The organism is Streptomyces sp. NBC_00654 (genome assembly GCF_026341775.1).
Taxonomy (GTDB): Bacteria; Actinomycetota; Actinomycetes; order Streptomycetales; family Streptomycetaceae; genus Streptomyces.
In genome coordinates this window covers 2,656,464-2,683,454 of sequence record NZ_JAPEOB010000001.1, presented here as the reverse complement: position 1 = coordinate 2,683,454, position 26,991 = coordinate 2,656,464, and the positions used below count along the sequence as shown (strand labels likewise).

At 69.5% G+C, this 26,991-nt stretch carries 21 protein-coding genes; 10 read left to right on the top strand and 11 right to left on the bottom strand.

What is annotated here, in order from left to right:
- Positions 1-237 precede the first annotated feature (237 nt).
- Positions 238-1,704, top strand: a complete 1,467-nt coding sequence (locus tag OHA98_RS11530) for a serine hydrolase (RefSeq protein ID WP_266924887.1) — start codon at positions 238-240, stop codon at positions 1,702-1,704.
- Here the strand turns inward: OHA98_RS11530 and OHA98_RS11525 are convergent.
- On the bottom strand, positions 1,658-2,740 hold the full coding sequence (locus OHA98_RS11525) for a MerR family transcriptional regulator (RefSeq protein ID WP_266924885.1): 1,083 nt from the start codon (positions 2,738-2,740) through the stop codon (positions 1,658-1,660). The genes OHA98_RS11530 and OHA98_RS11525 overlap by 47 nt on opposite strands.
- A 303-nt stretch (positions 2,741-3,043) precedes the next feature.
- On the opposite strand from OHA98_RS11525, the gene OHA98_RS11520 reads away from it, so the two are divergent.
- Positions 3,044-4,573, top strand: a complete 1,530-nt coding sequence (locus OHA98_RS11520) for a UDP-N-acetylglucosamine 1-carboxyvinyltransferase (RefSeq protein ID WP_266924883.1) — start codon at positions 3,044-3,046, stop codon at positions 4,571-4,573.
- 339 nt (positions 4,574-4,912) lie between these two features.
- Here OHA98_RS11520 and OHA98_RS11515 read toward each other — a convergent pair whose 3' ends face one another.
- Positions 4,913-5,116, bottom strand: a complete 204-nt coding sequence (locus tag OHA98_RS11515; RefSeq protein WP_266924882.1) for a hypothetical protein — start codon at positions 5,114-5,116, stop codon at positions 4,913-4,915.
- Positions 5,117-5,386: 270 nt separating this feature from the next.
- On the opposite strand from OHA98_RS11515, the gene OHA98_RS11510 reads away from it, so the two are divergent.
- Positions 5,387-5,683, top strand: a complete 297-nt coding sequence (locus OHA98_RS11510; RefSeq protein ID WP_323179539.1) for a DUF317 domain-containing protein — start codon at positions 5,387-5,389, stop codon at positions 5,681-5,683.
- A 1,054-nt stretch (positions 5,684-6,737) separates the two neighbouring features.
- Here OHA98_RS11510 and OHA98_RS11505 read toward each other — a convergent pair.
- From OHA98_RS11505 to OHA98_RS11480, 6 genes are all read right to left on the bottom strand, one after another.
- Complete coding sequence (locus tag OHA98_RS11505; RefSeq protein WP_266924880.1) at positions 6,738-7,220, bottom strand: hypothetical protein; 483 nt, start codon at positions 7,218-7,220, stop codon at positions 6,738-6,740.
- Positions 7,208-12,004, bottom strand: coding sequence for a putative T7SS-secreted protein (locus tag OHA98_RS11500; protein WP_266924878.1), 4,797 nt, complete (start codon positions 12,002-12,004; stop codon positions 7,208-7,210). The genes OHA98_RS11505 and OHA98_RS11500 overlap by 13 nt, the downstream gene beginning before the upstream one ends.
- 2 nt (positions 12,005-12,006) lie before the next feature.
- Positions 12,007-12,672 carry a hypothetical protein gene (locus OHA98_RS11495; RefSeq protein ID WP_266924876.1) on the bottom strand — a complete coding sequence of 222 codons (666 nt, stop codon included), beginning with the start codon at positions 12,670-12,672 and terminating at the stop codon, positions 12,007-12,009.
- Positions 12,662-13,000, bottom strand: coding sequence for an SseB family protein (locus tag OHA98_RS11490; RefSeq protein ID WP_266924874.1), 339 nt, complete (start codon positions 12,998-13,000; stop codon positions 12,662-12,664). Before OHA98_RS11490 ends, OHA98_RS11495 begins: the two co-directional genes overlap by 11 nt.
- A gap of 224 nt (positions 13,001-13,224) precedes the next feature.
- Entirely contained in the window at positions 13,225-13,797 is a 573-nt protein-coding gene (locus tag OHA98_RS11485; RefSeq protein WP_266924872.1) for an IS3 family transposase, read from the bottom strand.
- Positions 13,794-14,099 carry a transposase gene (locus OHA98_RS11480; RefSeq protein WP_266924870.1) on the bottom strand — a complete coding sequence of 102 codons (306 nt, stop codon included), beginning with the start codon at positions 14,097-14,099 and terminating at the stop codon, positions 13,794-13,796. The genes OHA98_RS11485 and OHA98_RS11480 overlap by 4 nt, the downstream gene beginning before the upstream one ends.
- Before the next feature lie 482 nt (positions 14,100-14,581).
- On the opposite strand from OHA98_RS11480, the gene OHA98_RS11475 reads away from it, so the two are divergent.
- Complete coding sequence (locus OHA98_RS11475) at positions 14,582-15,478, top strand: Dyp-type peroxidase (RefSeq protein ID WP_266924868.1); 897 nt, start codon at positions 14,582-14,584, stop codon at positions 15,476-15,478.
- A gap of 568 nt (positions 15,479-16,046) precedes the next feature.
- Here OHA98_RS11475 and OHA98_RS11470 read toward each other — a convergent pair.
- Positions 16,047-16,550, bottom strand: coding sequence for a GNAT family N-acetyltransferase (locus OHA98_RS11470; protein WP_266924867.1), 504 nt, complete (start codon positions 16,548-16,550; stop codon positions 16,047-16,049).
- Between the two features lie 462 nt (positions 16,551-17,012).
- Between OHA98_RS11470 and OHA98_RS11465 the strand changes: the two genes are divergently transcribed.
- The 5 genes from OHA98_RS11465 (at position 17,013) to OHA98_RS11445 (ending at position 22,798) form a co-directional block, all read left to right on the top strand.
- The gene (locus OHA98_RS11465) at positions 17,013-17,528 is read left to right on the top strand and encodes a hypothetical protein (RefSeq protein ID WP_266924866.1); all 516 of its coding nucleotides are present in this window, start codon (positions 17,013-17,015) and stop codon (positions 17,526-17,528) included.
- A gap of 273 nt (positions 17,529-17,801) precedes the next feature.
- Positions 17,802-18,644, top strand: coding sequence for a DUF4097 family beta strand repeat-containing protein (locus OHA98_RS11460; RefSeq protein ID WP_266924865.1), 843 nt, complete (start codon positions 17,802-17,804; stop codon positions 18,642-18,644).
- Between the two features lie 46 nt (positions 18,645-18,690).
- The gene (locus OHA98_RS11455) at positions 18,691-19,719 is read left to right on the top strand and encodes an ATP-binding cassette domain-containing protein (RefSeq protein ID WP_266924863.1); all 1,029 of its coding nucleotides are present in this window, start codon (positions 18,691-18,693) and stop codon (positions 19,717-19,719) included.
- Complete coding sequence (locus tag OHA98_RS11450) at positions 19,716-20,507, top strand: ABC transporter permease (protein ID WP_266924861.1); 792 nt, start codon at positions 19,716-19,718, stop codon at positions 20,505-20,507. The genes OHA98_RS11455 and OHA98_RS11450 overlap by 4 nt, the downstream gene beginning before the upstream one ends.
- Before the next feature lie 437 nt (positions 20,508-20,944).
- Entirely contained in the window at positions 20,945-22,798 is a 1,854-nt protein-coding gene (locus OHA98_RS11445) for an acyl-CoA dehydrogenase (RefSeq protein WP_266927862.1), read from the top strand.
- A 270-nt stretch (positions 22,799-23,068) separates the two neighbouring features.
- On the opposite strand, the gene OHA98_RS11440 is transcribed toward OHA98_RS11445, so the two are convergent.
- On the bottom strand, positions 23,069-23,809 hold the full coding sequence (locus tag OHA98_RS11440; protein ID WP_266924859.1) for a DUF4232 domain-containing protein: 741 nt from the start codon (positions 23,807-23,809) through the stop codon (positions 23,069-23,071).
- Positions 23,810-24,372: 563 nt separating this feature from the next.
- On the opposite strand from OHA98_RS11440, the gene OHA98_RS11435 reads away from it, so the two are divergent.
- A complete protein-coding gene (locus OHA98_RS11435; RefSeq protein ID WP_266924857.1) occupies positions 24,373-25,920 on the top strand; it encodes a sugar transferase in 1,548 nt (515 codons plus the stop codon).
- Positions 25,921-25,973: 53 nt separating this feature from the next.
- Here OHA98_RS11435 and OHA98_RS11430 read toward each other — a convergent pair whose 3' ends face one another.
- Positions 25,974-26,948: a GDP-L-fucose synthase gene (locus tag OHA98_RS11430; RefSeq protein WP_266924855.1), complete on the bottom strand. Its 975-nt coding sequence runs from the start codon at positions 26,946-26,948 to the stop codon at positions 25,974-25,976.
- Positions 26,949-26,991: the final 43 nt, after the last annotated feature.

The following is a 26,991-nucleotide window of genomic DNA, read 5'->3' as shown; positions in this document are numbered from 1 at the left end:
TATCCGTCCCGCCTTCGACAACGGTGAGGAAGTCCCATGCGCAACCGCCTGCGGTGTGCCGCCGCGAACACGGTGGTCCTCCTGCTCTGTCTCTTTCTCTGCACCCCGGTGGCCCCGACTGCCTCTGCAGCCACTCCTGCCCCTGCCGCCCCTGACACCCCTCCGACTCCCGGTACTTCCGACACTTCTGGCACTTCTGGCACTTCCGGCGCCGCGACTGCCACCTCGGGCGATGTCATGTCCGACCGCTATGCCGCGATCGACGCCTATGTCCGCGACCGGATGCGGGCCACCCGCACGCCCGGAATCTCCTACGCCGTGGTCGGTCCCGACGGCCCGGTCCATCAGCGGTCCTGGGGCAGGGACGGACGGGGCGAGCGCGTCCGGGCCGGAACACCGTTCCTGTGGGGGTCGGTCGCCAAACCGATCACGGCGACCAGCGTGATGACCCTCGTCCAGGACGGGCGCCTCCGTCTCGACGACCGGGTCGTGGACCATGTGCCGGAGTTCCGGTTCGGGGGCGCGGCACACGCGTCCGGGGTCACGGTCCGCCATCTCCTCAACCAGACCAGCGGACTGCCCGAGTCGGCCACGTTCGAGGTCGCCGACTGCCTCGCCGCCGACTGCCCCCGCCCGGCGGAACGCCTCGGCGCTCTGGACGGGGTGCGGCCGCTCGGTCCGCCCGGGACCACGTACGCCTACACCAGCGCCAACTATCTGGTCCTCTCCGCCCTGGTCGAGTCCGTCACCGGACTCCCCTTCGCCGAGCATCTGCGGCGGAGCGTGCTCGACCCGGTGGGCATGGACGGCGCCATAGCCGACCGGGCCTCGGCCCGGAAGCGGAACCTGTCCCCGGGGCACCGGCTCCTGTGGGGCATGCCCTCCGCGACGGTCGACGGCGTCGACGACCACGGCGCGGCCTACGGCTACACGGGCGGCGACCTCAACGCTCTGGCCGCCTTCGCCTCGTTCCAGCTCAGATCGGGCAGGACCGCCGGGGGCCGGAGCGTCCTCACCCCCGAATCCGTACGGCTGATGCGTGAGGAGGGCAGGCTCCGGCCCACCGGCGCCGGGACCGGATACGGGATGGGCTGGCGGGTCGGCGGACTGGACGCGCCGCTCGACGACGCCATCTGGCACACGGGCGCGACGCCCGGCTACGCGGCGATGCTGTTCCTGCTGCCGAAACTGAACGCCGCCATCGTGCTGGAGCAGAACCTGTACGGCCTGCTCCAGGACGAGGCGCTCATGCAGGTCGGATTCGGTGCCGCCCGAATCCTGGGGACCGGCGGAACTCCCACCAGCAGCCCATCCGCCGCTGTCTACTACGCGGCCGTCTGGGGTGCCACCGCCCTCGCCATGGCCCTGCTCCTGGCGGTCGCATGGCAGGTCAGGCTCCTCCGCCGCCCTGTCACGGCAGGCTCCCGGCCTCGCCGCGCCGCAACGACCGCCCTCTGGTGCCTGGCGGGCGCGGCCCCGGTGGCCGCGCTGGCATCCGCAGTTGTCCTGATGAGTCCTGACCAGCTGATGAACTGGGTGCCCGACATCTTCGTCGCCGTGTGCGTCGCGGCGGCAGCCGGTGCCATGACGCTCGCCCTGCGCCTCACCCTGACGATCCGTTCCTGGCGCGCAGGCCGGCTTCCGGTTCCGGACGGGGCTACGCGTCGGCCCCGGCGTCGCGGACCGGCATCACCAGGGTGGTGAAGCTGCCCTGGTCGGCGGAGCGGACGACCACGGGTTGGACCGGCGACACGATCTCCAGCAGCACATCGGGCCCCACAGCGGCATCGAGCGCCGAACGGAGCAGCTCCGCGTCGAAGGCGATGCGCAGCGGTGGCCCCGTGCACAGCGCGGGGAGCGTGGTGCCGGCCGATTCGCCTGCGGTGAGCGTGAGTTGCTGCTCGCCGGTGCGCACGGTGACCGGGGTGCCCCGCGTACCGGCGGCGTCGAGGGCGGCGCCGAGAGCGGCGCGGCCCGTGATCAACCGGTGCCGGGCGTCCGGCAGATCGTCGAGAATCATCCGGTAGTCGGGAAACGTCTCGTCGACGGTGGGCAGAGCCCGTGAATCGCCCCCGCCACGCAGCCACGCGCCGTTCCGGTCGACCTCGATGCTCACCTCCGGCAGGCGTATCGCCCAGACCGCGAGGTCTCTCATCTCCCGTGCGTCCACGAGGACTTGGTACGTATCGCCCTCCACGGAGGCGGGCCGCAGGGCTCGGACGGCCAGGCGGTAGCGGTCCGTGGCCACCAGACGTACCTCCTCGCCGCCGAGCTCGATCAGGACACAGCCGAGCGCCGGGAACTCCTCCCGCACGGCGGCGGACCCCACCGACGGCGCGACCTGCCGTACCGCGCCGGCCAGTTCCGCCCCTCCGACGCGCACCTTCACCCGCCGCGTCCCGGCGGGCAGGTCATGGAGGATCGCCGCGATCGCCGACTGCGCCGATGCCGCCGTCTCCCGTACCCTTCCGGCGTGCTCCTCAAGGACGGCACGGGCCTCCTCATCAGTGCCGTCGAGCACCACCGAGGCATCGCCGAGCGGCACGCCCGCCGCCCGCAGGCGCCGCGCCAGCACCGCACGGACCACCTGGTCCGGGGCGTAGTAGCGGTATCCCGTCGCCACGTCCACGTGGGCGGGGCGCAGTACGTCGCAGTCGTCGTAGAATCGCAGGGCGCTGGGTGCCAGTCCGACCCGGCGCCCGAAGGCGCCGATGCTCATCAACGCGTCGATGTCGTCCATGAACGCGATTGTCGGCGTTCAAGCAGCTTGAAGGTCAAACCGCCCGCGCCGGACACGGGCGGGCCCGGACGGCGGGCCGGGGCGGCGGCTTCCCGGACGGCCGCCGGGGTTCCCGGAGCACCCCGAACGGGCGCACACCACGAGCCGGGCCGGGGCGGCGGCAGGACGATGGGCGGGGACCGGGTCCGGACGTGGTCGCACGGCTGCCCTCCGATGCGGGTGAGCGGCCGTCACCCGCCCGGTCGTCACCCGAACGCACACCCCCGCGCGATCTTCATCTCATATCTGAGATAGCCTGCCGATATGTCAGACGATTACCTCGTACGCATCGGCAAGCTCATCCGTGACGCCCGTCAGCACCGGGGCTGGACACAGACACAGCTGGCCGAGGCGCTCGCCACCAGCCAGAGCGCCGTCAACCGCATCGAGCGCGGCAACCAGAACATCAGCCTTGAGATGATCGCCCGCATCGGTGAAGCCCTCGACAGCGAGATCGTGTCCCTCGGATACGCCGGCCCCATGCACCTGCGGGTCGTCGGCGGCCGCCGCCTCTCCGGCGCCATCGATGTGAAGACCAGCAAGAACGCGTGCGTCGCGCTGCTGTGCGCGACCCTGCTGAACAAGGGCCGCACGGTCCTGCGCCGCGTCGCCCGGATCGAGGAGGTCTTCCGGCTGCTGGAGGTGCTGAACTCCATCGGCGTCCGCACCCGTTGGATCAACGACGGTGTGGACCTGGAGATCGTCCCGCCCGCCCAGCTCGACATGGAGGCGATCGACGCCGACGCCGCGCGCCGGACCCGCTCCATCATCATGTTCCTCGGCCCGCTGCTGCACCGTATGGACCAGTTCAAGCTGCCGTACGCGGGCGGCTGCGACCTCGGTACGCGCACCATCGAGCCGCACATGATCGCGTTGCGCCGGTTCGGGCTGGAGATCGCCGCCACCGAGGGGCTCTACCACGCGCAGATCGACCACTCGGTCACGCCCGGCCGGCCCATCGTCCTGACCGAACGCGGCGACACGGTCACCGAGAACGCCCTGCTGGCCGCCGCCCGGCACGACGGCACGACCGTCATCCGCAACGCGTCCTCCAACTACATGGTCCAGGACCTGTGCTTCTTCCTGGAGGCACTGGGCGTACGGGTCGACGGCGTCGGTACAACGACGCTCACCGTGCACGGCGTTCCGCACATCGACGTCGAAGTGGACTACTCCCCCTCCGAGGACCCGGTCGAGGCGATGAGCCTGCTGGCCGCCGCCGTGGTGACGGAGTCCGAGCTCACGATCCGCCGGGTGCCCATCGAGTTCCTGGAGATCGAACTCGCGGTGCTGGAGGAAATGGGCGTCGACTGCGACCGCACGACGGAGTACGCCGCGGACAACGGCCGCACCCGGCTGGTGGACCTGACCGTGCGCCCCTCCAAACTGGAGGCGCCGATCGACAAGATCCACCCGATGCCGTTCCCCGGCCTCAACATCGACAACGTGCCGTTCTTCGCGGCCATCGCGGCCTCCGCGCACGGCCAGACCCTGATCCACGACTGGGTCTACGACAACCGGGCCATCTACCTCACCGACCTGAACCGGCTGGGCGGCCGACTGCAACTCCTCGACCCGCACCGGGTCCTGGTCGAAGGCCCGACCCGCTGGCGCGCCGCCGAGATGATGTGCCCGCCCGCACTGCGGCCCGCGGTGGTGGTGCTGCTGGCGATGATGGCGGCGGAGGGCACCTCCGTACTGCGCAACGTCTATGTCATCAACCGCGGTTACGAGGATCTGGCCGAGCGGCTGAACTCGGTGGGCGCCCAGATCGAGATCTTCCGGGACATCTGACCGGCGGGGTGTCGTGCCCCTTGAGGACAAGGGGCACAACACCGCAACATGCCATCTGAGCTGCGAATACTTACCTTCACGGCCCTTCACTGATCACTGTTGCTTTTCAGTACCTTGCGCAACGCACATACAAGATGATCTTGAATGACTGACTGGGTGCCAGGAAGAGCTGAGTAACCGTCAGTCTCTCCCGAGACCCCGGCGGCTCGGCTCGCCCAGGCCGCTGTCGCCCGTTCCGGGCAGACGCCTCACACCGCGGGGCCCGCGGGCCCGAAGCATCCTCTCCGACGGCCGTCGTCGGGCCGCCGGTGCCCACCACGGGGCCACGACGCTGAACGGCTAACGCGGGTCCTCGTCGCGGAGGGCGTCCTCGGCTCGGTGGCCCACCACCTCCTTGTCCGGCCACCGGTCGTGCTGTGCGCCGACGCCCGGCCGTGGACCGTCGGCGACCATCGCAATGTCGCCCACGGTCCACGGCCGCCCGGCCACCCGGATCTTGCGCTCCAGCCCGGCACCGTCCCAGTGTCTGCTCGCCTCGGCCATCTCCGTCCCCCTTCTCTCCCGTGTGGCTCGTCACCGCAACCCAGGCAGGAAAACCGCGGTCGCCTGTCCATTCCCCGGCCTCCCATTCACCTGCCGACGACCTTGAGTTCGCACACGGCAGACGTCACCCCGGGGAAACGACTACGCACTTCGGCATGACACATGCCAACGTACGGGTGTCGGGAAAACCCACAGGTCAACGAGGAGATCGCCCAACCGTGAACGTCTCCGCAACCCTCCTGCCCGCCGTCGTCCGCCCCGCCGGAGAACGTGCCCAGTGGCTCTTCATCCGACCAGTGCGCCACGCCCGTGCTCGATCTCCTGAGCACTCTCGGTTGGGCGATCGTCGACACCCCCGAGGCCAACGTCCATGCCACCAGCCCCGACGGCGGCGTCCACGTCGGCTGGCTTCCAGAAGACCCCGCTGCCTGGAAGCGCAACATCGTCTGGCACGTCCGAGTGCTGCCCGCAGGCGGCGACGCCTGGGTCCAGGAGTTCGGTCTCCACACTCCCTCCGAGGCCGTTGCGGGGTTCCTCGCCGCTCTGGTTACCCACTCCTCGTGCTGACCGCCGATCAGGCCCCTTCACCCTTCTGACCGGCTGGCCCGACGACTCCCGTCGTAGGCCAGCCACCCCCGTCAGTACCCACCACTCCCGGAGATCCCCTTGCCCCAGTACCTGACCGTCGGCCACCTGCTCCGCCAGCTCCAGGAACTCGATCCCAACCTGCCGGTCCGAATCGCCGTCAACCCCGACTTTCCCTTCGCCCACTACGTGGGAGCCGAGGTCGTCGTCCACGACGGCAAGGCGTACATCGCCGACAACGGACCGAGGTCTGACCAAGGACCTCCATATGGCTGCCCCGCGTCGTTCAGGCAGGCGCGGCCTTGCTGTGCGCCCACCACCGCCCGTGAGGCGTACGCGTACGCTCCTCGCCGACAAACGAGGTCGATATCTTGGCCGACGATCAGAAGCCCTGGGGGGGATCCGGAGATCGCCGCCCACCCGGGCATCAGCGTCGGTGCCGCTCGCAGCCGGAAGAGCCGGCCAGACTGCCAGCGCCCGACGACGACAGCGTGCCGGACCAGCCCCGCTGGAAGCCGATCACGTTCCAGGGCTGGAAGCCGGTCGGCCGTGGGTTCCGCAGCGACGTGCACGGCTTCGCCCAGCACGAAACCACTCCGTCTGGATGACCCGCACCCGTATCCGCCCGCAGGCTGCGGCTACGACGTCCCCGCCGTTCCCCTCGCCCGACAACGCTGTGCTCCGGTTGATCGTCGCAACGTCATCGCATGGGTCCGCAGCGGCGAAGCCTCGGTGGAGGATCCTGCATGCAGCCGTCCACGGCTGGTACGAGGGTCATATCCAGGGCGAGGACGAGTGCCCCGGCTGCGGCTTCCGGGGAGAGCTGCCCAAGCACAGCAATCGCTGCTGAGCAGGAGCAATGGGCCTGAGAAACTTGCGACCGCACGAGCAGTGGTGGTCCGCCTTCTGGACAGACCTCGTAAGGCACCGCACGGCTCGTCTTTGGATGTCCGGCCCCACCACCATGAGTCGCGTACGTCAGGGGGCGCCCAGCCTCGGATGGAAGCACGCGGGGCGCCCTGGCGTACGGGCTGAGTCAGGCAGCGCCGGGCTCCTCCAGCACCACCATGACCATCACCGGAAGATCGGTGTCATGCTGGATCACACCGGCGGTCAGAATCCGGCCGTCGAGGGTCCACTTCTTCAGCTTGATGAACTCGTCCCTGTCCGCCTCCGTCACCTCGGCCTCGATGAGGTGGCCGGCAAGCGGGGACTCCTCGATCTCGGGGAGGAAGTCGGCCAGCACTTGCCCCCCCTCCTCGTAGACGGCATCCAGGTCGTCGAAGTAGCCCGACTCGTCGACGTCGCGGATCCAGACGAAGAACGAGACGCTGACCGCCCCACCGCCGAACGTCTGGATCCAGCCCCCGACGCTGCCCTTGTCCCACGACGTCTCCACGCCGTCACGGACCTTGCTCCCGGGCGTCCACTCCTGAGCCAAGAACCGCGCCACCGCAGCCTCGGCGGTCAGCGGGGTGATGTCCCTGAGCTCTTCCAGCATCGCGATCACTTCAGCCATGAACTCATTCCACTCATGCCGTTGCCGGGCACGTGATACGCCTTCAGCTGCCCGCTGGCGTAGGCCTCGGGGAAGGCCTTGGACAGCACTTCGTTCACATGCGCGGCACCCCATTCATTGGACACCATATAGCGGACTCCCTTGCCTCCTAGATCCTCGTTAAGGGCAAGCAGCTTGTCGGCCTGCGCGGTGAGCCGACCCTCGTCGTAATGCTTGAAATCGGGGTTGTACGGGGATTTCTTCCATTCACCGACGTTGTCACCGCCGGTCCACTTCGCCTCTGTGATCCAGCCGTCCCGCGGACCGCCGTCGACGTGGACCTCCCGGCCGTCCGGCAATATCCACTGCTGCTCGTAGCTCTGGTCGGTGACAAGGCGCTGATACCGGAACGACGGGCGTGTGAGCTGGTTGTCCGTCAGCCAGCCCAGACCTTTGAACCGCGAGTACGGCGACAGTCCGAGAGGGTCGCAGACGGTGAACGGATTGTGCACATAGGCGACCGGATTCGGCGCGGGGCTGAGGCCGAGCGGGTCAGGGGAGGTGTAGCGACCGGTCTCCGGGTCGTAGTGGCGGAAGAGGTTGTAGTGGAGACCGGTCTCCGGGTCGTAGTACTGGCCGGGGAAACGCAGCGGGGTATAGGCCGTACTGGAGCGGGCCCAAGCAGTGGTGCCCCAGAGAGTGCTCCTGGCACGCCAGGCTATCTCGCCGGACTCGTCGACCAGTTCGGTGGGCGTTCCCACGAGGTCGGTGGCTATGGCGAAGAACCGGCGGTCGATCTCCACCTGCCGAGTGTCCGGGGAGAGAAGGCGTTCCGTCTGGGACAGCGGGGCCAGGCCGCGGTGGTCCCAGGTGAGGGCGACCATGTGTGGCTGGCCCTGTGTGTGGACGGTCTGTTCGCACAGGGTCGTGCCGTCCCAGGAGAAGCGGACCTCCTCTGCGACGTTCTCGCCGTCGTCAGCGAGGCGCTGTTTTGCCGTGCGGCGACCCAAGGGGTCGTAGAGGTAGCGCCAGCGGGTGCCGTCGGGTGTGACCACGGCGACGAGACGATCCTCCGCGTCCCATTCATAGCGCCAGGTGTCGGGCTTGCGTGACAGACGGGTTCTTTGGCGCAAGATCACGCGGCCGAGGGCGTCGTGTTCGAAGCGGACTTTGCCGGCCCTGGTGACGGAGGTTCCGGTGTAGGAGCGGGGGCCGCTGGCGTCGTGGCCGGGGTGTGAATCGGGCCAGGAGGCCGCCGTCTGGTTGCCGGCGGCGTCGTAGGCATAACGCTCGGTCCACCCCTCGGCATGGACCCCGGTGACCCGTCCGGACGCGTCCAGATCGAAGGTGCGGGAGCCTGACAGATCGTCGGTCACGGAGGTGAGATGGCCGTCGGCGCGGTGGGCGTAGTGCCGGCGGTTGAGGGCACGGCCCCCGACCGTCAGGTGCTGCGCGCAGATCCTTCCGGCCTCGTCCCAGGCGGAGGCCAGAGTGAGGGATCCACCGAAGACGCGCTCGAGTTCCCGGCCGGCCGCGTCGTGGGTGAAGGCTATCTCGCGTCCGCCGCTGGATATCCGGGCGGCACGGCCGGCGGCGTCGTAGCCGTACTCGGTGATCGCGCCGGTGGGGGTGATGCGGCGTGCCCGGCGGCCCAGGGTGTCGTAGGCGTAGTTCATGGCGCGGCCGTCGACGAGTTCGGTCCTGGTCCGGCCACGCCGGTCGTACGCGTAGACGATCTCGCTGTCCGGTCCGGCCGCGTGCAGCAGGCGTCCGGCCCGGTCGTACGCATAGGTGGTCACCTTGCCCGCCACGTCCTTGCTGACCGCTTGGCCGAGCTGGTCGTAGATGTAGGACACGGTCCGGCCGAGGGTGTCGGACCGGGCGGTGAGCTGCCCGGCGGCGTCGTACCGGTAGGTGAGAGTGCGGCCGTCGAAGTCCGTCTCGGAAGCGAGCCGGCCGGCGGCGTCGTACGTATAGGACCAGGTGCCGTGTGGGCCGGTGACCCGGATCAACCGCAGATCCGCGTCGTGCTCGAACGTGTGGCGGCTGCCGTCGTGTCCGGTGCGGGTGGTGAGCAGGTCGAAGTGCGTGTACTCGAAGCGGGATATGCCGCCGGCCAGGCCGGTGTGGCTGAGGGGGTTGCCCTCGCCGTCGTACGTCCACGACTCGGCGGCACCGTCCGGGGCGACACGGCGGGCGAGATTACCGTCCTCGTCCAGGACGACCCGGGTCACGCTGCCCATCGGGTCGACGGTGCGCACGATCCGGCCCAGAACATCGCGCTCCAGGCGGGTGGTGCCGCCGGCCGGGTCGGTCACTGCCACCGGCAGCCCAGCGGCGTCGCAGCGCACGGTGGTGGTGGCGCCGAGGGCGTCGGTGACGGTGGTCAGCCTGCCCCGGCCGTCGTAGGCGTACCGGGTGGTGGCGCCGACCGGGTCGGTGACGGCGGTGCGGCTGCCGTGCTCGTCGAATTCCTGGAGCCAGCGGGCACCGTCCGGCCCCCGGAATTCCGTGGATGCACCCGACGGGTCGCGCACGGTGCGTAGTTCGCTCCCGTCGGGACGGGTGACGACGAGCAGGCGGCCGTCCTCGTCGTGGGTGAAGGCGGTGGTGCGGCCCAGCGGATCGGTGCGGGTCAGGGTGTTACCGCGGTTGTCGTAGGTGAAGCGGGTGGTGTGGCCGAGCGGATCGGTGGTGGCCACCACCCGGCAGTGGCGATCGATCCGGTGCCGGGTCGTGTGTCCGCCGGCCGTGGTGAGGGTGGTGGTGCGAAGACCGGTGTCCGGGTCGGGTTCGGTGTAGGTGAGGGTGATCTGGATGTGGCCGGCCTGACCGCCCTCGTCGATGACGCGGTCGCGGTCGTCGTATGTGTAGTCGTAGCGGCTGTTGTTGGAGTCGATCCAGGCAGTGACGCGGCGACGGTCGTCGTGGACGAAGGTGGTGGTGGCGCCGGACGGTTTGACTACGGTGGTGAGGTTTCCGTCCTCGTAGCCGTAGCGCATCAGAGGCAGGTCCGCCCCGTTCTCTCCCGCTCCCGCCAGGGACAGAGCTGTGACCCGACCGTCGCTCACCGCGACAGCCACCCGGCGGCCGGCAGAGCAGGTCAGGGCGAGCGGGGTGCCGTTTTCGGTACGTTCCACGGCCCACCAGTTGCCGTGGCGGTCCTCGACCCGGTCCAGCCAGGCATCACCGTCGCCGCCCGGTTCGCTGTCGGCCGGGGCGGTGAAGTGACAGACCAAGCCCGTGCCGGGATCGGTGACGGTGTAATCGCCGGTCACGTCACGGGCCAGCAGTGTGCGGGCGGTCCCGGACTCCGGTTCGGTCGGGGTGCCTGGGGCGGGGTGCGGATAGGGAATCAGGAGGCCGTCGGCGGTGACGTGGACGACGCCGGCAGCGTCGATCTCCAGGCGCTCGTCGACGGTGGAGGTCCAAGAGGGGCCGAGGAACCGGCCTGCCAGCAGACCGGACTCGGTGCGGCGGGTGAAGACCAGCGGCAGGGTTCCCGGCAGCACCAGGTCGGTCTGGGGCAGGAACATCCGTCCCGATGCGAGGTCGACCGGATCGGTGTTGGCGACGACGCGGCGCCCGTCGGGACGGTTGTGGGTGCCGTTGGGGGCGTTGTCGAGCAGCCGACGGGCCCGGGCGGCCTTCGCCATATCCGCGGCGAGGCGGACACCCTTGGCGACGGCGCCGCCCCCGCCGGTGGCCGCGGTCAGTGCCGCGTCGGGCAGCAGCCGGCCGAACCCTTCCGCGGGGTCCTTCATGAAGTCGCTGATCATCTGCTTGCCGGTGCCGACCGGGTCGTTGGCGGTGACGACCAGACCGGCAGCCAGGCTGTTGAGGCTGGTGGCGTACTCGGCGGGGTGGGTGATGTTGTACGGGTCCAGCGGGTTGATCCCCCGGACGAAGTTCAGCAGCCCTGCGGTGCCCTTGATGACGCCGCCGCCGACGTGGTCGTTGATGATCTGCAGTTCCTGCAGACCGCTGGCCACCTGTTGTGCGTACGTGGGCTTCTCAGGGGCCTTGTCGCGGGCGGCGCGGACGGCGCTGCGGGCGGTCTCCGCAGCAGCGTTCCGCTGTTCGCGGGCCTGGGCGAGGAGTTCCTGCGCGTCCTGCATGATCGATTTGCCGGGGTCGTCGAACGTCGGCGCGGGGCAGGGCGGCAGAGTGCCGGGGTTGCGCTCCTCGGGAGCCTGTGCGTTGTAGCGGTTCACGGCCTTGTTGTAGTCGTCGATCCGCTTGCGGTGTCCGTCGGCCGCGCTCTGGGAGGCCTTGACTCCTTCCTTCCACATGTCGATAGCCGTCTGCGCCTGGTTCTGTGCCCAGGTGACGGTGTAGGCGAACGCCTCCAGCGCGGCAGCCGCCTTCTCACAGGCATCGGCACCGGCGAACCACTTCGGCGGCTGGGTACTCACCGCGGTGCGCAGCGCATCGGCCGTCTCACCCTTCAGCCGCGAGGAGTCGAGGCCCTTCAACCCGCCGCCGGCGTCGTCGAACGCTCTCTGAAAGGAACGAAGTTGTTCCGCCGTGGCATGGAGCTTGCTGGGGCTTCCGTACACCAGCTTGGCCTTGTCCTCGGTCTGCCCGAGGTCCATTTCCTCGACATCGGCGCCCATCCGGTTCGCAACCGAGCGCGACTGCTCCCGCACCCAGTCCGAACCGGATTCCCAGCCCACGTCGTCCAGCCGGTCCGCCGTCCAGTTCCCGGCGCCCTCGACCCGGTTACCGGCCCACTCCACACCGTCTTCAACCACGCCCTCGACCGAGTCGGGCGTGATGTCCCTGATGAAATCCTCGACGCCCACGCTCAGCCGCCCCCGCCTGTGTTCGTGTCGCCCTGTTGCTGTGCCTGCTGGGCGCGTTCCTCGGGCGACGGCCCGAACGTGTCGTCCAGTGCCCGGTCCCACTGACCGTCGCTGAGGCCGAGCTCGGTCTTGAGCCTCTCCGCCTCCCGACCGCCCTGTCCCTCGGTGAGAACGGTGCGGCCGGTGTCCTTCCAGGTCTGCTCCACGTCCTGGCCGGCCTTCTCGAACGACTCGGCACTCCAGTCCGGGTCCAGGTAGTCGGGAGTGAGGATGTCGCCCCAGCCCTGCTGGGAGATGTCCTCCTCGCTGGCGTGTGGGTTGCCGCCCATCGCTGCGCTGAGGCCGACCTTGAAGGAGCCCTCAACGTACTGGTCGTGCTCCCACTGCGTGCCCGCCGCCAGCCCGAGACGGTCCGCGAGCGCGCTCGCGTCGCTCACCAGGGCGCGTACTCCCCACTCCCACCGTTCGCAGAAATCCTCGAAATCCACCGACAGCCCTCGATGCCCTGCCTCCATGCCCGTCATGGCCAGACCCGAGAACCCCTTGCCCATCACCGACCCGGTGGCGCCGCCGAGTTCGCCGAGTTGATCAATGGTCGCGCCCACACCCTGCGTGAACTTCGCCACCGACGTCTGATCGAAGGCGAGGTCCGATCCGTCACCGCTCACGGCCGCCCCTCTCCTGCGCCGCGCCGGAGTCGACCGCGACGCCGTCCGGGACGACGCCGGTGACCGGCGGGAAGAACATCGCCCCGTCCTCGTCGGCGATGTCTACCGCGAGCCCGGTGGGTTCGTCCAAAGTCGGCACGATCTCATCCACGATCCGCGCCCCGAGCAGCGCGACGTAGTCCATCAGACGATCACCCGGGCCGTGGTGAACGGCGAAGCGGGCCAGCGCCGTCTCGTCCGTGAACGCGCAGATCCACCGAACACCGCCCGATCGGGCACTCCACAGACCGGGCTCCGCCGATGGAATCAGAAGAACCGTGCGCCGCATCTCACCCACCAACGCCCGTGGATCACCAACCCCCGCCCGTTGCTCGGATATTCGTTGGGCGAGCATCGTCCTTGGCTGTCCCACGGGTTCCCCCTCGTCCTGGTCGGCTGATGGCTCCGTAGAGCAGAACAAGTATGTGGGTGGGCCTGTTCTCGCAGGTCCAAGCGCCCCCGCCCCTCCGCCTCATGGACATCAACACCTCCTGCTATGTCCCGCCGAGCCGGTCAAGTGGGAGCGTCACCGGCCTCCGGCGACAGAATGCCCCGTCCCCTTGAGTACGAAAGGAGCCCGGGCCGGTCCACCGGCGAAGCCAGGGCGGAGGAGGCGATCTTCCACGCGGCCGTCCACGGCTGGTACGAAGGCCATGTCCAAGGTGAGGACGAGCACCGCTTCGTGTTCACCACGACAGCGGTGAAGTCACGGCCGATCAGATCCGGCGCCTTCGAAGCCGTCTGGTCCGCGAGGGTGGTGCGGTGCCGACGCCGCAGACGCACCCCCTCAAGTCCGATGGTCCGCATGACCCTCGCGACCCGCTTGTGGTTGACCACCGGGCCACCCTCGTCACGGAGCTCGGCGGTGATCCTGGGGACTCCGTAAGTGCCGTCGGATTCCTGGTGGACCCTGCGTATCCGGGCCGCGAGCCCGGCCTCGGCGGTCTGCCGGGCTGTCCGCGCGGCTGCGGTGCGACGCCAGTAGCAGAAGCTCGACCGGGAGAGGCCGAGAACGCCGAGAACGCCGCAGAGCCGCTTCACGCCGTGACGGCGCTGATGGTCTTCAACGAACCGGCAGCGGTTCACCAGCGCGTCTCCGTCGCGAAATACCGGGCCGCCTCGCGAAGAATGTCGCGCTCTTCCTCCAGCTCGCGAACCCTCTTCCGGGCGGCGGCCGGCTCCGCCTGAATGTCACCATCGCCCGCCCACGCGGTGACCGGCGGCGCGGAGTGGGCGCCGGGCCGACGCCCGTCGGCGGCCCGGATCCAGTTCCGCAGCGTCTCGGTGTTCACCCCGGGATCAGCCGCGACCGACCTGATCGTCGCTCCTGGCCTCGACCGGTACAACGCGACCGCGTCCGCCTTGAACTCGGCGGGACAGTGCTTCATCCCCACAGGGACTCCGTTCTCCTGGACCATCAAGATCCAAGTCTCTCCGGTGTCCAAAACCCGGGGTCACGACCCCCGGTTCGCCTATCCCCCACGCTCGGTCACCGAGAACTGCGACGACACGATGATGGAATGCGAACCGGCACCGCTCAGCGGGTCCTTGTCGTCGGACCTGCCCTGCCGAACGGTGGCGGCGTCAACTGGTGTTCCAGGGGGAACAGTCCGTAAACGCTCTGTCGCGTGCGGGCTTCGGTTGACAGAGTGAGAAATGATGAGGCAACGGGCTCATCGGAGCGAGCGAGGTCGACGTGGTACGGCGAAGAAATCTGATGGCTTCGGGTGTGGCGGTTGCTCTGGCAGGTGGAGGTGCGGCCGCCTACGGGTTGGCGGGCAGGGGAAGCACAGGTCCTGACGCTTCTTCTGGCGATTTTGCCGACATACCCGCCCAGTTGCGTGGACTCTTGCCGGAGCGACACGCGGCGTTGATCGCGCTCGATATCGGACGGCCTGGGGACAGGCTGAGAGAACTCGTGAAACAGGTTCACGCTGCCGCCGAGCCGGGTGCATCTGTGGGGTTCGCTCTAGGTGCGACATTTTTCGGGACCAAGGATTCACTTCCCCGTCAGCTCAAGGCGATGCCGCACTTCGCGGGCGACCTCCTTGATCCTGCGATGTCGCACGGAGACATTCTTGTGCACGTCGCGGGCGACAAAGCCGCAACGGTACGGAAGACCGTCGAACGCATCAGGAACGCCACCTCCCCGCACGGAAAAGTTCGGTGGCACATCGATGGCTCTCGTCCCGCCAACCGGGTCGAGGGCGGCAGGGGCCTGGCCCGTAACCCGTTCCACTTCACTGAGGGCTTCGGCAATCCCGGCACCGAGAGGGAATCCCTCGCCCGCGCGCTCACCACCGCCGATCAGGACGAGCCTCAGTGGGCTGTGGGGGGCAGCTACCAGGTTGTGCGCATCATCCGGTTCGCGACCGACCTGTGGGACAAAGACTCGATACGAGAACAGGAACGGATCATCGGCCGCCGACGCGACGGGAGGTGGCTTGACGGCACACCGGTCGACGAGCAACCGAACTTCTCGGCCGATCCGACGGGCAGGCTTACGCCGCTTGATTCCCATGTACGTCTCGCAGCTCCTGACCGCCGCAATCCCCCACCGATCGTGCGGCGCAGTTACAGCTACGACCAGGGAAACGGCGATACGGGGATCATCTTCTCCTGTTTCCAGCGAGACCTGGCCCAAGGATTCGAGGCAGCCCAGAAGCGGCTGGAAGGGGAATCGATGGCGAAGTACCTGCTGACCACCGGCGGCGGATATTTCTTCGTCCCTCCGCACGGTGACGGCTGGATGGACGCACTCGCGTAACACGAATTCGCCCACCGCACACACCGGACCTCCGCAAGGGCGAACCCCTCGGCGGGTCGTTCCGGAGGAACGGGAGTTGGGCGTGCCGGCCTGCTCGACGGATTTGGTCACGTGGCCGTTGCGTCGTTAGTCAGCTCGGTGGGTCGTTGGTACGGGTCGATGATCGCGTCGATGCGATTGCTGGGTCCCCGCACGTACTGGGCACCAACGCGCCCACCATCAGCAACGGACGCCGGCCGCTCCTGCGCACGCCGAACAGCTCCCCGCGCAACAGCACTTGCTCTCCCCGGAGCAACCACATCAGCCACGCAAGAACACACAAACCTCACGCCTTGCGTATGAGGTGTCACAACGTACAACAGGCGGCCGTGCGTTCGAGGATCCTTCAACCAACTGGCCTAGAACGACTATCCACCGGACGGCAGACAGGTCCCCTTCCGCGACGTCCGATCGACGAACGCCGCCGCCACCAAGCCCGGTCCCGACCGGCCACCACTGCCGTCAAGCCGCCCACAAGGCCTGAGCACAGGTGATCACGCGAGCGCGAAACCGGGCGCGCGCCCTCGCGTCACGGCAATGGGCGCGTGAGCCACACCACTTCACCGCTGTCGTCCGTGGTCACGCGATCACGCTCGAACCCGAGCTTCTCAAGGACCCGGAACGACGGCGTGTTCCATGACCCGACCGTCGCCCAGAGCCGCTTCCGCCCGGTCGCGATGGCGGCATCGAGCACTGCGCGGGCCGCCTCGGTGGCATAGCCACGCCCGTGCGCGCGCTGGAACAGTTCGTACGCGATCTCGGGCTCCTCCACGGTGGAGCGGCCGATGATCAACCCGCAGTAGCCGATGAAGTCGCCCTCGTCACGGCGTTGGATGGGCAGCAGGGCGATCCCCGTTGCCCCGGTCGCGCTGAGCAGATTCGCGATGGACGTCCGGGTGTGCTCAACCGTGGGCGTCCCCTTGCCGCGTTCGGCGAGGAGGGCGCTGAACTCGGCGGCGTCGGAGTCGGCCCACGGCCGCAGTATCAGCCGTTCGGTCTCAAGGTGAAACGACATCGTCCTGTACGTAGACATGGCCCCACTCTGCCTCACGGGCCACCTCGGACCGCAGCTGGAGTACGGGGCGACGGGACAGCACGTCACCGGCCCCGCCGGTCTCCTCCAGGAGATCCGAACGGCGTGCGCGGGACCTCTGCGGGACGCTGCGGCCGAACGGAGGCGCCCGCCGGAGCAGGCGCGGCTTCACGCTGCGCCACAAAGGCGCAGCTATGGCACCATTCGCCGACTCGATCGACAGGTGACGACGCGACCAATGGCGCCAGACATCTGATCCCGAATGCCGGGGCGGCACCGGATAGGTACGTTCGACGGCCATCAAGGCCACCCCGCGACAACTTTGGCACCGCGATCCTCATACTCACTTTGCACCTCTGACCTGCAATGACATGCGCCAGCACAACCCCACCCCCTCACCCTGCGCCACTCGCCGCACCTTTGGGCTTGCCAATGGCGCCATAGTGATGCCACCATTACGTCATGGACCTCACGCCGTACGTCGAAACGCTCCGCAGGGAACTCGCGGTGGCCGCCGAAGCCGGGGGTGACGAAGCCCGCGAGCTGGCAGAGCTGCTGACCGCTCCGCTGGAGTCGGCCGCCCGGCTGGCCATGCTCAATGTGCTCTCCGCCGCTGTGGACGAGATCACCCGTGAACTCGCCCCCGGTTCGGTCGACGTACGGCTGCGGGGCCTCGACCCCGACTTCGTGGTGGTGCTGCCACAGCACGAGGACCGGACCGGACCACTGGGCGCGCCTGCGCCGGCCCCGGCTCCGGTACCCGCCGGCACGGACACGGGCGGCGCCGCGCGCGTCAATCTGCGCCTGTCGGCCCAGCTCAAGACCCGCGCCGAGGAGGCCGCGAACCGCGAGGGCCTGTCGGTCAACTCGTGGCTCGTACGTGTCGTGTCGGCCGCCGTCGACGCGGGCGGCACCACCCCCCGTACCTCCGAGAAGGCCAGGGCCATCGGCCAGAGCTTCACGGGCTGGGTGCACTAGGGCGTGTGTCGAAAGTCCCGCCTGGCTCGCGACGCCCGGCACGGGGGCTCGCCGCGTTGTCGGCGTTGTCGGAGTGTCCGTGTACGTCCAGTACGAGAACACTCCTCCGCCTTGCGATCGCACGCACCGGACTCCGTGAGCCCCGCCCTTCGGGCGGACGGCGCCACTTTCGACACACGCCCCAGCCGCACCCCCGCCCCGTACTGCTTCACCCACCCACACACACGTCCCACCAGCGAGGACGTGCCAGAGAGCCAAGAGGACGGGACAGCCATGCCTTCGTTCGACACTCCCCAGCCGATCTCGGTCACCGCCCGGGTGGACGCGGGATCCATCCAGTTCACCGCCACCGACCGCCCCGACACGGTCGTCGAGGTACGGCCCCGCGACCCGAAGAAGGACAAGGACGTACGGGCCGCCGATCAGACCGAAGTCACCTGCACGAACGGCGTCCTGACCATCAGGGCGAAACAGCGCCATCTCATCGGGCCCACCGGCATCGTCGATGTGGCGGTCGACCTGCCCGCGGACTCGCGCATCGACCTGACCGGGGCCTGGACCCAGGTGCTCGGCGAGGGCCGGCTCGGCGAGGTCCAGGTGAAGACCTCGTCCGGCGACGTCCGCCTCGACACGACCGGCCCGCTGAAACTGACCGCCGCCCACGGATCGATCACCGTCGACCGCGTCGAGGGCCCCGCCGAGATCACCACCAGCTCCGGCAGCCTGCGCGTCGGCCTCGTCGACGGCACCGCCGTCCTCAAGAACTCGCACGGCACCACAACCATCGGCGCCGCGACCGGCGAACTGCGCGTCAGCGGCGCCAACGGCGACATCCACATCGAGCGCGCCGAGAGCTCCGTCACCGCCACCACCGCCCACGGCGCCCTGCGCGTCGCCGAAGTCGCCAGTGGAACCGTCCAGTTGGAAACCAGGTACGGCGCCATCGAGGTCGGCGTCCGCGAGGGCACGGCAGCGTGGCTCGACGTCAGCTCCGGCCGTGGACAGGTGCGCAACACGCTCACCTCGTCCGAGACCCCGGGGAAGACCGAGGACACCGTCGAGGTCCGCGCCAGGACCCGGCACGGCAACATCGACATCCGCCGGGCCCGCGCCTGAGAGTTCACCGCCTCATCCATTCCAGCCTTCGATCGGGGAGAGCCCCATGTCTTCTTCTGTCATGCCCACATCCAGGAAGAGCGACGGTCGTCCGCCGGCCGCCGTCTCCGCCCTCGGTCTTCGTAAGTCGTACGGTGGCAAGGTCGTGCTGGACGGTGTCGATCTGTGTGTTCCGGCCGGGTCGGTGTTCGCGTTGCTGGGGCCGAACGGTGCCGGTAAGACGACCGCGGTGAAGATCCTGTCCACGCTCGTCACGGCGGACGGTGGTGATGTGCGTGTGGGGGGTCATGATCCGGCGGTCGAGCCGCAGGCGGTGCGGGCGGCGATCGGGGTCACGGGGCAGTTCTCCGCGGTCGACGGGCTGATCACCGGCACGGAGAACATGCTCCTCATGGCGGACCTGCACCACCTGTCCAGGGCGGAGGGGCGGCGGGTCACCGCCGGGCTCCTGGAGCGGTTCGGTCTGACGGAGGCCGCGGGGAAGCCCGCCTCGACGTACTCGGGCGGGATGAAGCGGCGTCTGGACATCGCGATGACGCTGGTCGGGAGCCCGCGGATCATCTTCCTCGACGAGCCGACCACGGGCCTGGACCCGCGCTCCCGCCACAACATGTGGGGCATCATCCGTGAACTCGTCTCCGGCGGGGTGACGGTCCTGCTCACGACCCAGTACCTGGACGAGGCCGACGAGCTCGCCGACCGTATCGCCGTCCTCCACGACGGCCGGATCGCCGCGGAGGGCACCGCCGACGAACTGAAACGGCTCGTGCCCGGCGGACACGTACGGCTCCGCTTCACCGACCCCGCCGCCCACCGCTCCGCGGCGTCCGCCCTGCACGGGTCCACCCGGAACGACGAGGCGCTCACCCTCCAGATCCCCAGCGACGGCAGCCAGCGCGAACTGCGCTCCATCCTCGACTGGCTCGACTCCGCCGGTGTCGAGGCCGACGAGCTGACCGTCCACACCCCCGATCTCGACGACGTCTTCTTCGCCCTGACCAGCACCAGCACCGGCACCGCCGGCACCGCCGGCACCACGTCCCAGGCAGACCAGTCCAAGGAGAACGCCCGATGAGTTCCCTCTCCCTCGCCGTCCGCGACTCCTCCACGATGCTCCGCCGGAACCTGCTGCACGCCCGGCGCTATCCGTCCCTGACACTGAACCTGCTGCTCACGCCGGTCATGATGCTGCTGCTCTTCGTCTACATCTTCGGCGACGTGATGAGCGCCGGCATCGGCGGCGCGGGCGCCGACCGCTCCGCCTACATCGCCTACATCGTGCCGGGCCTGCTGCTCATGACGATCGGGAGCACCACCATCGGCACGGCGGTCTCGGTGTCCAACGACATGACCGAGGGGATCATGGCCCGCTTCCGCACGATGGCGATCCACCGCGGCTCGGTCCTGGTCGGGCATGTCGTCGGCAGTGTCCTGCAGTGCGTGATGAGCGTGCTCCTCGTGGGCGCCGTCGCCGTCGCCATCGGGTTCCGCTCCACCGACGCCACGGCCCTGGAATGGGCCGCGGCCCTCGGACTCCTCGTCCTCTTCGCGACCGCGCTCACCTGGATCGCCGTCGGTATGGGCCTCATCAGCCCGAACGCCGAGGCCGCCAGCAACAACGCCCTCCCGATGATCCTGCTCCCGCTCCTGTCCAGCGCCTTCATCCCCGTCGACACCATGCCCGGCTGGTTCCGGCCGATCGCCGAGTACCAGCCCTTCACCCCCGCCATCGAGACCCTCCGCGGCCTGCTCCTCGGCACCGGGATCGGCCACAACGGCTGGCTCACCCTCGCCTGGTCCCTCGGCCTCACCACCCTCGGCTACCTCTGGTCCACCTCCAAGTTCCACCACGACCCGAAGTAACCCGCACATCGGCTTCGGACCAACCCTTACGACCCGGCCCACCCGGGGCGGGGCGTACCCCGGCACCACGTCGGCGTACGCCCCGCCCCGCAGGCGTTCCTCAGGTCCTGTCCCCCGGGCCCGCCGGCCCTGAGGGGGTGAAGCGGACCGGGGCGTGGAAACGGGCGCGGCGGGCCGCGCGGCGGACGAAGTGATCGCCCCGGACGACGAGGAGCGCGGGAAGGCTGTCGTACGACCGTGAGATCCAGCGCTACCAGACTTTCCGCCCATTCCGCGATCAAGGTTTCCCGTGCCGCGGAACGGAGCACATACCGTCATCCGGCGGCTCCTAATCGTGATGATCATCTCTCCGTCGCAACCGAACGTGTGGGCTAGCGTTCCGAAGCGTGATCATCTCCTCCCTCCCTTCCGACCAGGCAGCTTCGACCGTCGCGGCGTTGACGCGTGCGCTCTTCGGCGACCGGCCGGAGCTTCACGAGCCCTGGCGAAAGCTGTTCAGCACCGAGCCGTTCCGCTTCCGGGAAGGGCTGTCGCCCTCCGGGCGCGCCGCGCTGTCCTACGAGCGTTTACGTCTGATCAACGACGCGCTCGACAGTCCCGAGGACTTCGTGGCCGATGTGGAGCGGCTCACGGCGCTGCACGAGTGGGTCGGCCCGGTGGACGCGGGGCTGGGCACCGTGGCGAGCATTCACTACAACCTCTTCCTGGGGAGCCTCGTCGACCACACGGCGGGCCCGGAGCGCGATCTGCGGGAGTTCACCGAGCTGCGGCGCACAGGAACGTTTCTGTGTACGGAGAGCGGACACGGCAACAGCGCCGCGCAGCTGGAGACCACGGCGACCTACGACCCGGCCGCACGCGCGTTCACGCTGCACACGCCCAGTGCCGCCGCCCGCAAGTTCATGCCGAACACCAGCTCCACCGGTGGCCCCAAGAGCACCGTCGTCGCCGCCCGCCTGATCGTCGACGGCAAGGACCGGGGCGTCTTCCTCTTCCTCGCCGAGCTCAGCGACGCGTCCGGGCGCCCGATGCCGGGAGTCGGGATACGCAGGCTGCCGCAGACGGCCACCGCTTCCGTCGACCACTGTGCGACCTCCTTCGACCAGGTCCGGCTGCCGCACACGGCGCTTCTCCAGTCCGCCCACGGACAGCTCACACCGGACGGTGTCTTCACCAGTTCGGTCGGCAGCCCGCGCAAGCGCTTCCTGCACTCCATAGGCCGCGTCACGGCCGGGAAGCTCTGTATGAGCGCCTACAGCCTCGGCGTCACGCGCCACGCGCTGGCGGTGGCCGTGCGGCACGCCCACACACGGCGGACCTCCGGGGTGTCCGCCGGCGGCAGCGTCCCCCTGTTCGCCCACCGCAGCCATCACACTCCGCTCCTCGACGCCATCGCCACCACCTACGCCGCGACCTTCCTGCACCGCGCCGCGGTACGGCGATGGGCGCGGTCCCCGGAGTCGGAGCGGGAGAACGGTGAGCGGTTCGCGGCCGTCGCCAAGGGCTGGATCACCTGGCGGGCCCGCGCCGTCATGACCGAGTGCCGCGAACGCTGCGGTGCGCAGGGGCTCTTCCTGGCCAACGGGATCGCAGGCCAGCTGGCGGCCAACGAGGGAACCATCACCGCGGAGGGCGACAACCTTGTCATCTGGGTCAAGGCCGCCGGTGAGATGCTTCTCGGACACTTCACGCCGAAGGTGTCCCGGGAGACGCCCCCGGAGGCCCGCGACCTCGGCGACCCCGTCTTTCTCCAGGACCTGCTGTCGGACATCGAGCGCGTCTGGCACGGGCGCGCGCGGACCCGCCTGCGCGGCGGACCTGCGGGCAATCCGCTCAACCGGTGGAACGCCACCGTCACACCGGCCCTGGAACTGGTCGACGCCTACGCCCACCGCCACGCGGCGCAGGCGCTGCTGGATGCCGCCGACGAGGCTCCACACCCGGAGGCGCGGCGCCAACTGCACCAGCTGCACCGGTTGTTCGCCCTTCGTCGCATCGCGGCCCACAGTGGGGACCTGCTCGCGGACGGATACCTGACCAGTGCCCAGGTGAGGCAGCTTCCCGACGCCGCCGAGGACGTCGTCGCGGAGCTCGCACCGCATGCCCTGACCTTGACGAAGGGATTCGCCGTCGCGGACGAGATCCTCCTGGATCACCCCATCAGCCGCCCCGACGGCTTCGACGGGGCCGAGAGCCACGAGGCCCACGAAGGCCACGAAGGCCACGAAGGAGTCGGCGGCTTCGAGGGCATCGGCGCCCACGACCGCACAGGAGACCTTCTGACCCGATGAGACCGGTGCTCCCCACCCGGACAAGAGCGGGTGAGCAGGTGAGCAGGTGAACGGGTGTGCGGGTGAGCGTCCGCCGCTCCGGATGGCCCCGCACACGAACGCGTCCACCCGCTCGGTGAGCGGATGGACGCGGTTCCGCCAAGGCTCGGGGGTGCCTCGGAGGTCTGGTGCCTTACGGAGTCTCCAGAAACGGCCGGCGCCGTACGGAGTCTCCGGAGCCGGCCGGCGCCGTTCAGAACCCATGGGTCCGGCCGGCGCCGTTCGCCTTCCCTAGAAGTCGTCGGCGCCGTTGCGCAGCTCGTAGGTCCAGTAGCCGGTCTTGGCCGCGGCGTCGTCGACGGCGATGCCGCCCTTGGGCGCGGTGACGGTCTTGCTGCCCTCGGCGGGGCCGTCGGTGGCGAAGAAGTTCACGTAGAACGAGGTGACGGCGTGGTTCTTGTCATCGACGCCGCCGTTGTTGACGCGGACGGCCGCGTAGGCCGGGGCGCCGGCCTCCAGCACGATCGGGACGCCGGGGTTGCTCTTGGCGACCGGCGGAACGTCCTTCGAGGTCTGGGGAAGGTCACCGAACGCGAGCAGCGGGTACTTCAACAGCGTGCAGGCGCGGCCCGAGACGTTCTTCGCGGTGAGCGTGATGTGCGTGGTGGGCACGCCCTCCTGCTTCGCCGCGGAGACCGTCACGTCGTCGGCGGTGCAGGCCGGGGCCTTGGCGCCCGGCTTCTTCTTCGAGCCCGCCTGCGCGGCCACACCCCCGGAGCCGGACTCCCCGGAACCGGCCGTCCCCGAACCGGCCTTCTCGGTGCCGCCCGCGGTCGAGCCGGCGGTGTCCGAACCGCCCGTACCCGAGCCGGAGGTACCCGCACCGCCGTCGGCGGCCTTCGACGCCGACGGCGGCTTCGCGGCGCCGTCGCTCTTCGCGCCGTCCTCACCGCCACAGGCCGTCAGCGACAGGCTGAGCGCGGCCACAGCGGTCGCGGCGAGAACAACGGGACGACGGATGGAAGTACGCATGTGGGGCTCCCCCGGAAGTTACGGCCAGTGATGGTCGGTGCCCACGACGGGCACCTGGTCTGCCCACAGCTTGCGGCCCCGCCCTGCCGTCCCGCTGACGTCCCACTGACGTCCCGCTGACGCACACATCCCGGCCATCAGCCCGCTCGCCCCGAGGGGCGGAGGGTGCGGCCCGCCCTTCGAAGGGCAGAAGCTCCCCATGCGCCGCCCCACCGCAAAGCCGCCTCCACGTCCACGCCATCCGGTGGACATGAACACGGGACCCTCCCCATGCCATACAAACATCCTGGTTTCCTGGGTACTTGAGAACGCGAGCGGAGCCCGAAGCGGTCGCCCGCAAGCGCTTGCTCAAATCCTTCAAATCCCAACACCCATACACAGAAGGCGAGATCACCCCCGAAAGGGACCTGGCGACCATGCCTCCGATGTGTCTGAACTTCACGAGAACTCCAGCGAAATGGCACCTGTGTGGATATCGTGCACCGAGCGAGGGCGCATCCGTCAGTCCATGGGATCGGCGGATGCGTCCCGTTTGTGGGGGTGCGACCGTGACTGGGGGGTCCATGGGGCATGTCGAAACACCTGAAACCGATACATCCGGGCCGGTCGGGCTCCGGGGCGCGCCGCGTCCCCGTACCGCCGCGTCCCGGTACCGCGCCATGGCCCCGCAGCAGTCGGGGCGGGCCCGGGAGTTACGGCGCGACCGTCCCGGCCCGAGCCGGCCGAGGAGAAGGCCGGGCCGGCACCCGGCGCTGCTCGCCCTGACCGAGGCCGTGGGGCTCGCGCTCCCGGCCTGGCCGGTCCTGAGCGCCGGTGACCAGGCGGATCCGCTGGCCACCGCGGTGCTCGCCGGTCTCGTGTGGGCCGGGCTGCGGGCCTCGCGCGGCCGGTACGCGGAGCGGCCGCGCCATGGGGGGCCCGGCGCGCCCGGGGCCTGGGGCGTGCCCGGGGACTGGCTGCTGCTCATCGGGGCCCTCGCCGTGCTGCGTACGGTGACCGGCGGTTCCGTGGACCCGGCCACGGAGATCGTCGCACTCGCGCCGGCGCTGGTGTCCGCCTCCCTCGTGGCGCAGCTGCGGCGGTGGCCCCGGGCCGCGCGGCAGGGGCGGCGGGTGCTGCTGGTCGGCGAGGCGCCGGGGGTCGACCGGGCGGTTCACCTCCTCAACTCCCGTACGGGACACGGGTATGACGTGGTGGCCGCGATACCGGTGGGGCCGGTGGCCCTGGAGCACGATGTGCGGGTCCCGGGCCGGCTGGCCTCGTGCCCCGCCGACGACGATGTGTCGACGGTACTGGGCGGGGCCTTCGCGCACGCGGCGGATCTGGTGCTGGTGGCCCCCGGCCCCCAGCTGACCGGCGAACGGCTGAGGCGGCTCGGCTGGGGACTGCACGACGGGGGGATCTCCCTCTGCGTGCTCTCGGAGCTCTCGGGTGTCGCCGCGGCCAGGGTCAGGCCCTGTGCGGTCGCCGGCCTGACGCTGCTGCACGTCTCGCCGCCGCTGCGCCACGGCCCGCAGGCGGCGGTGAAGACCGCGATGGACCGGTGCGGCGCCCTGCTCGGGCTGCTGCTGCTGGCTCCGCTGATGCTGACGGTGGCACTGAGCGTACGGATGTCCTCGCGCGGTCCGGTGTTCCACCGCCAGATCCGGCACGGCCAGCACAATCAGCCGTTCACCATGTGGAAGTTCCGCACGATGGTGGCGGACGCGGAGAGCCGCAAGGCGCAGCTCGTCGCGGCCGACGAGGGTGCCGGGCCGATGTTCAAGATGCGCCGCGATCCGCGGGTGACTCCGATCGGCAGGGCGCTGCGCCGGACGTCGATCGATGAACTGCCCCAGCTCGTCAATGTGCTGATGGGGCAGATGTCCCTGGTGGGACCCCGTCCACCGCTCCCGGAGGAAGTGTCCCGCTACAACGAGCGTGAGCACCGGCGGCTCTCCGTGAAGCCGGGGCTCACCGGGCTGTGGCAGGTCAGCGGGCGGTCGGAGCTGTCCTGGCAGGAGACCGTCGCGCTCGACCTCTGGTACGTCGACAACTGGTCGGTGGCCACGGACATGGGGCTCCTCGCCCGTACGGTGCGTGCCGTCACCGACGGCCGCGGGGCCTACTGAGGGGGCGGGGCATGCGGATGCGAGGAGCCCTGTGCGGTGAACGGTCAGGCGTTCTACCGGAGTTGACCGAGCCACCAGGCGTAGGTGGAGGCGATGCCGTCGCGCAGCGGGATCTTCGGCTCGAAGCCGAGCGAGGAGAGGCGGGACACATCGAGCAGCTTGCGCGGGGTTCCGTCGGGCTTGGAGGTGTCCCAGGCGATGCCGCCCTGAAACCCCGTCACCTCCCGTACGGTTTCGGCCAGTTTTCGGATCGTCAGGTCCTCCCCGCAGCCGATGTTGACGGGCTCGTCGCCGTCGTAGACCTCCAGCAGCCGTACGCACGCGGCGGCCAGGTCGTCGACATGGAGGAATTCGCGGCGGGGGCTTCCCGAACCCCACAGCGTGACCTCGGGGGCCCTGTCGCGTTTCGCCTCGTGGAAGCGGCGGATGAGCGCGGGCAGGACGTGCGAGGTCTCCAGGTCGAAGTTGTCACCGGGTCCGTAGAGGTTGGTGGGCATGGCGCTGATGTACGCGGCGCCGTACTGCCGGCGGTACGACTGGGTCTGCGCAATTCCGGCGATCTTGGCAAGGGCATACGCCTCGTTGGTCGGCTCCAGCGGGCCGGTGAGCAGGGCGTCCTCGCGGATCGGCTGGGGGGCGTGCTTGGGGTAGATGCAGGACGAGCCGAGGAACAGCAGCCGCCCGGTGCCCGCCGCGTGCGCCCCGGCGATCACGCTGAGCTGGATGCGCAGGTTGTCCTCCAGGAACTGCACCGGACAGGTGCTGTTGGCCATGATCCCGCCCACCTTGGCGGCGGCCAGCACCACGGCGTCCGGCCGTATGTCGCGCAGATACGCGCCGGTCGGCGCGGCCTCGCGCAGATCGAGCAGTTCACGGCCCCGGGTGAGCACCTCATGGCCCTCGGCGGTGAGGCGGCGCACCAGTGCCGAGCCGACGAGACCCCGGTGGCCCGCCACGAAGACACGGGAGCCGGGACGCAGTAGGGGGCGGACGGATTCCTGGGGAGGGCCGGGGAGATCAGTCGTCATGGCTCGGATTGTGCCAGCAGACACACAGCGCGGAGACGTTTTG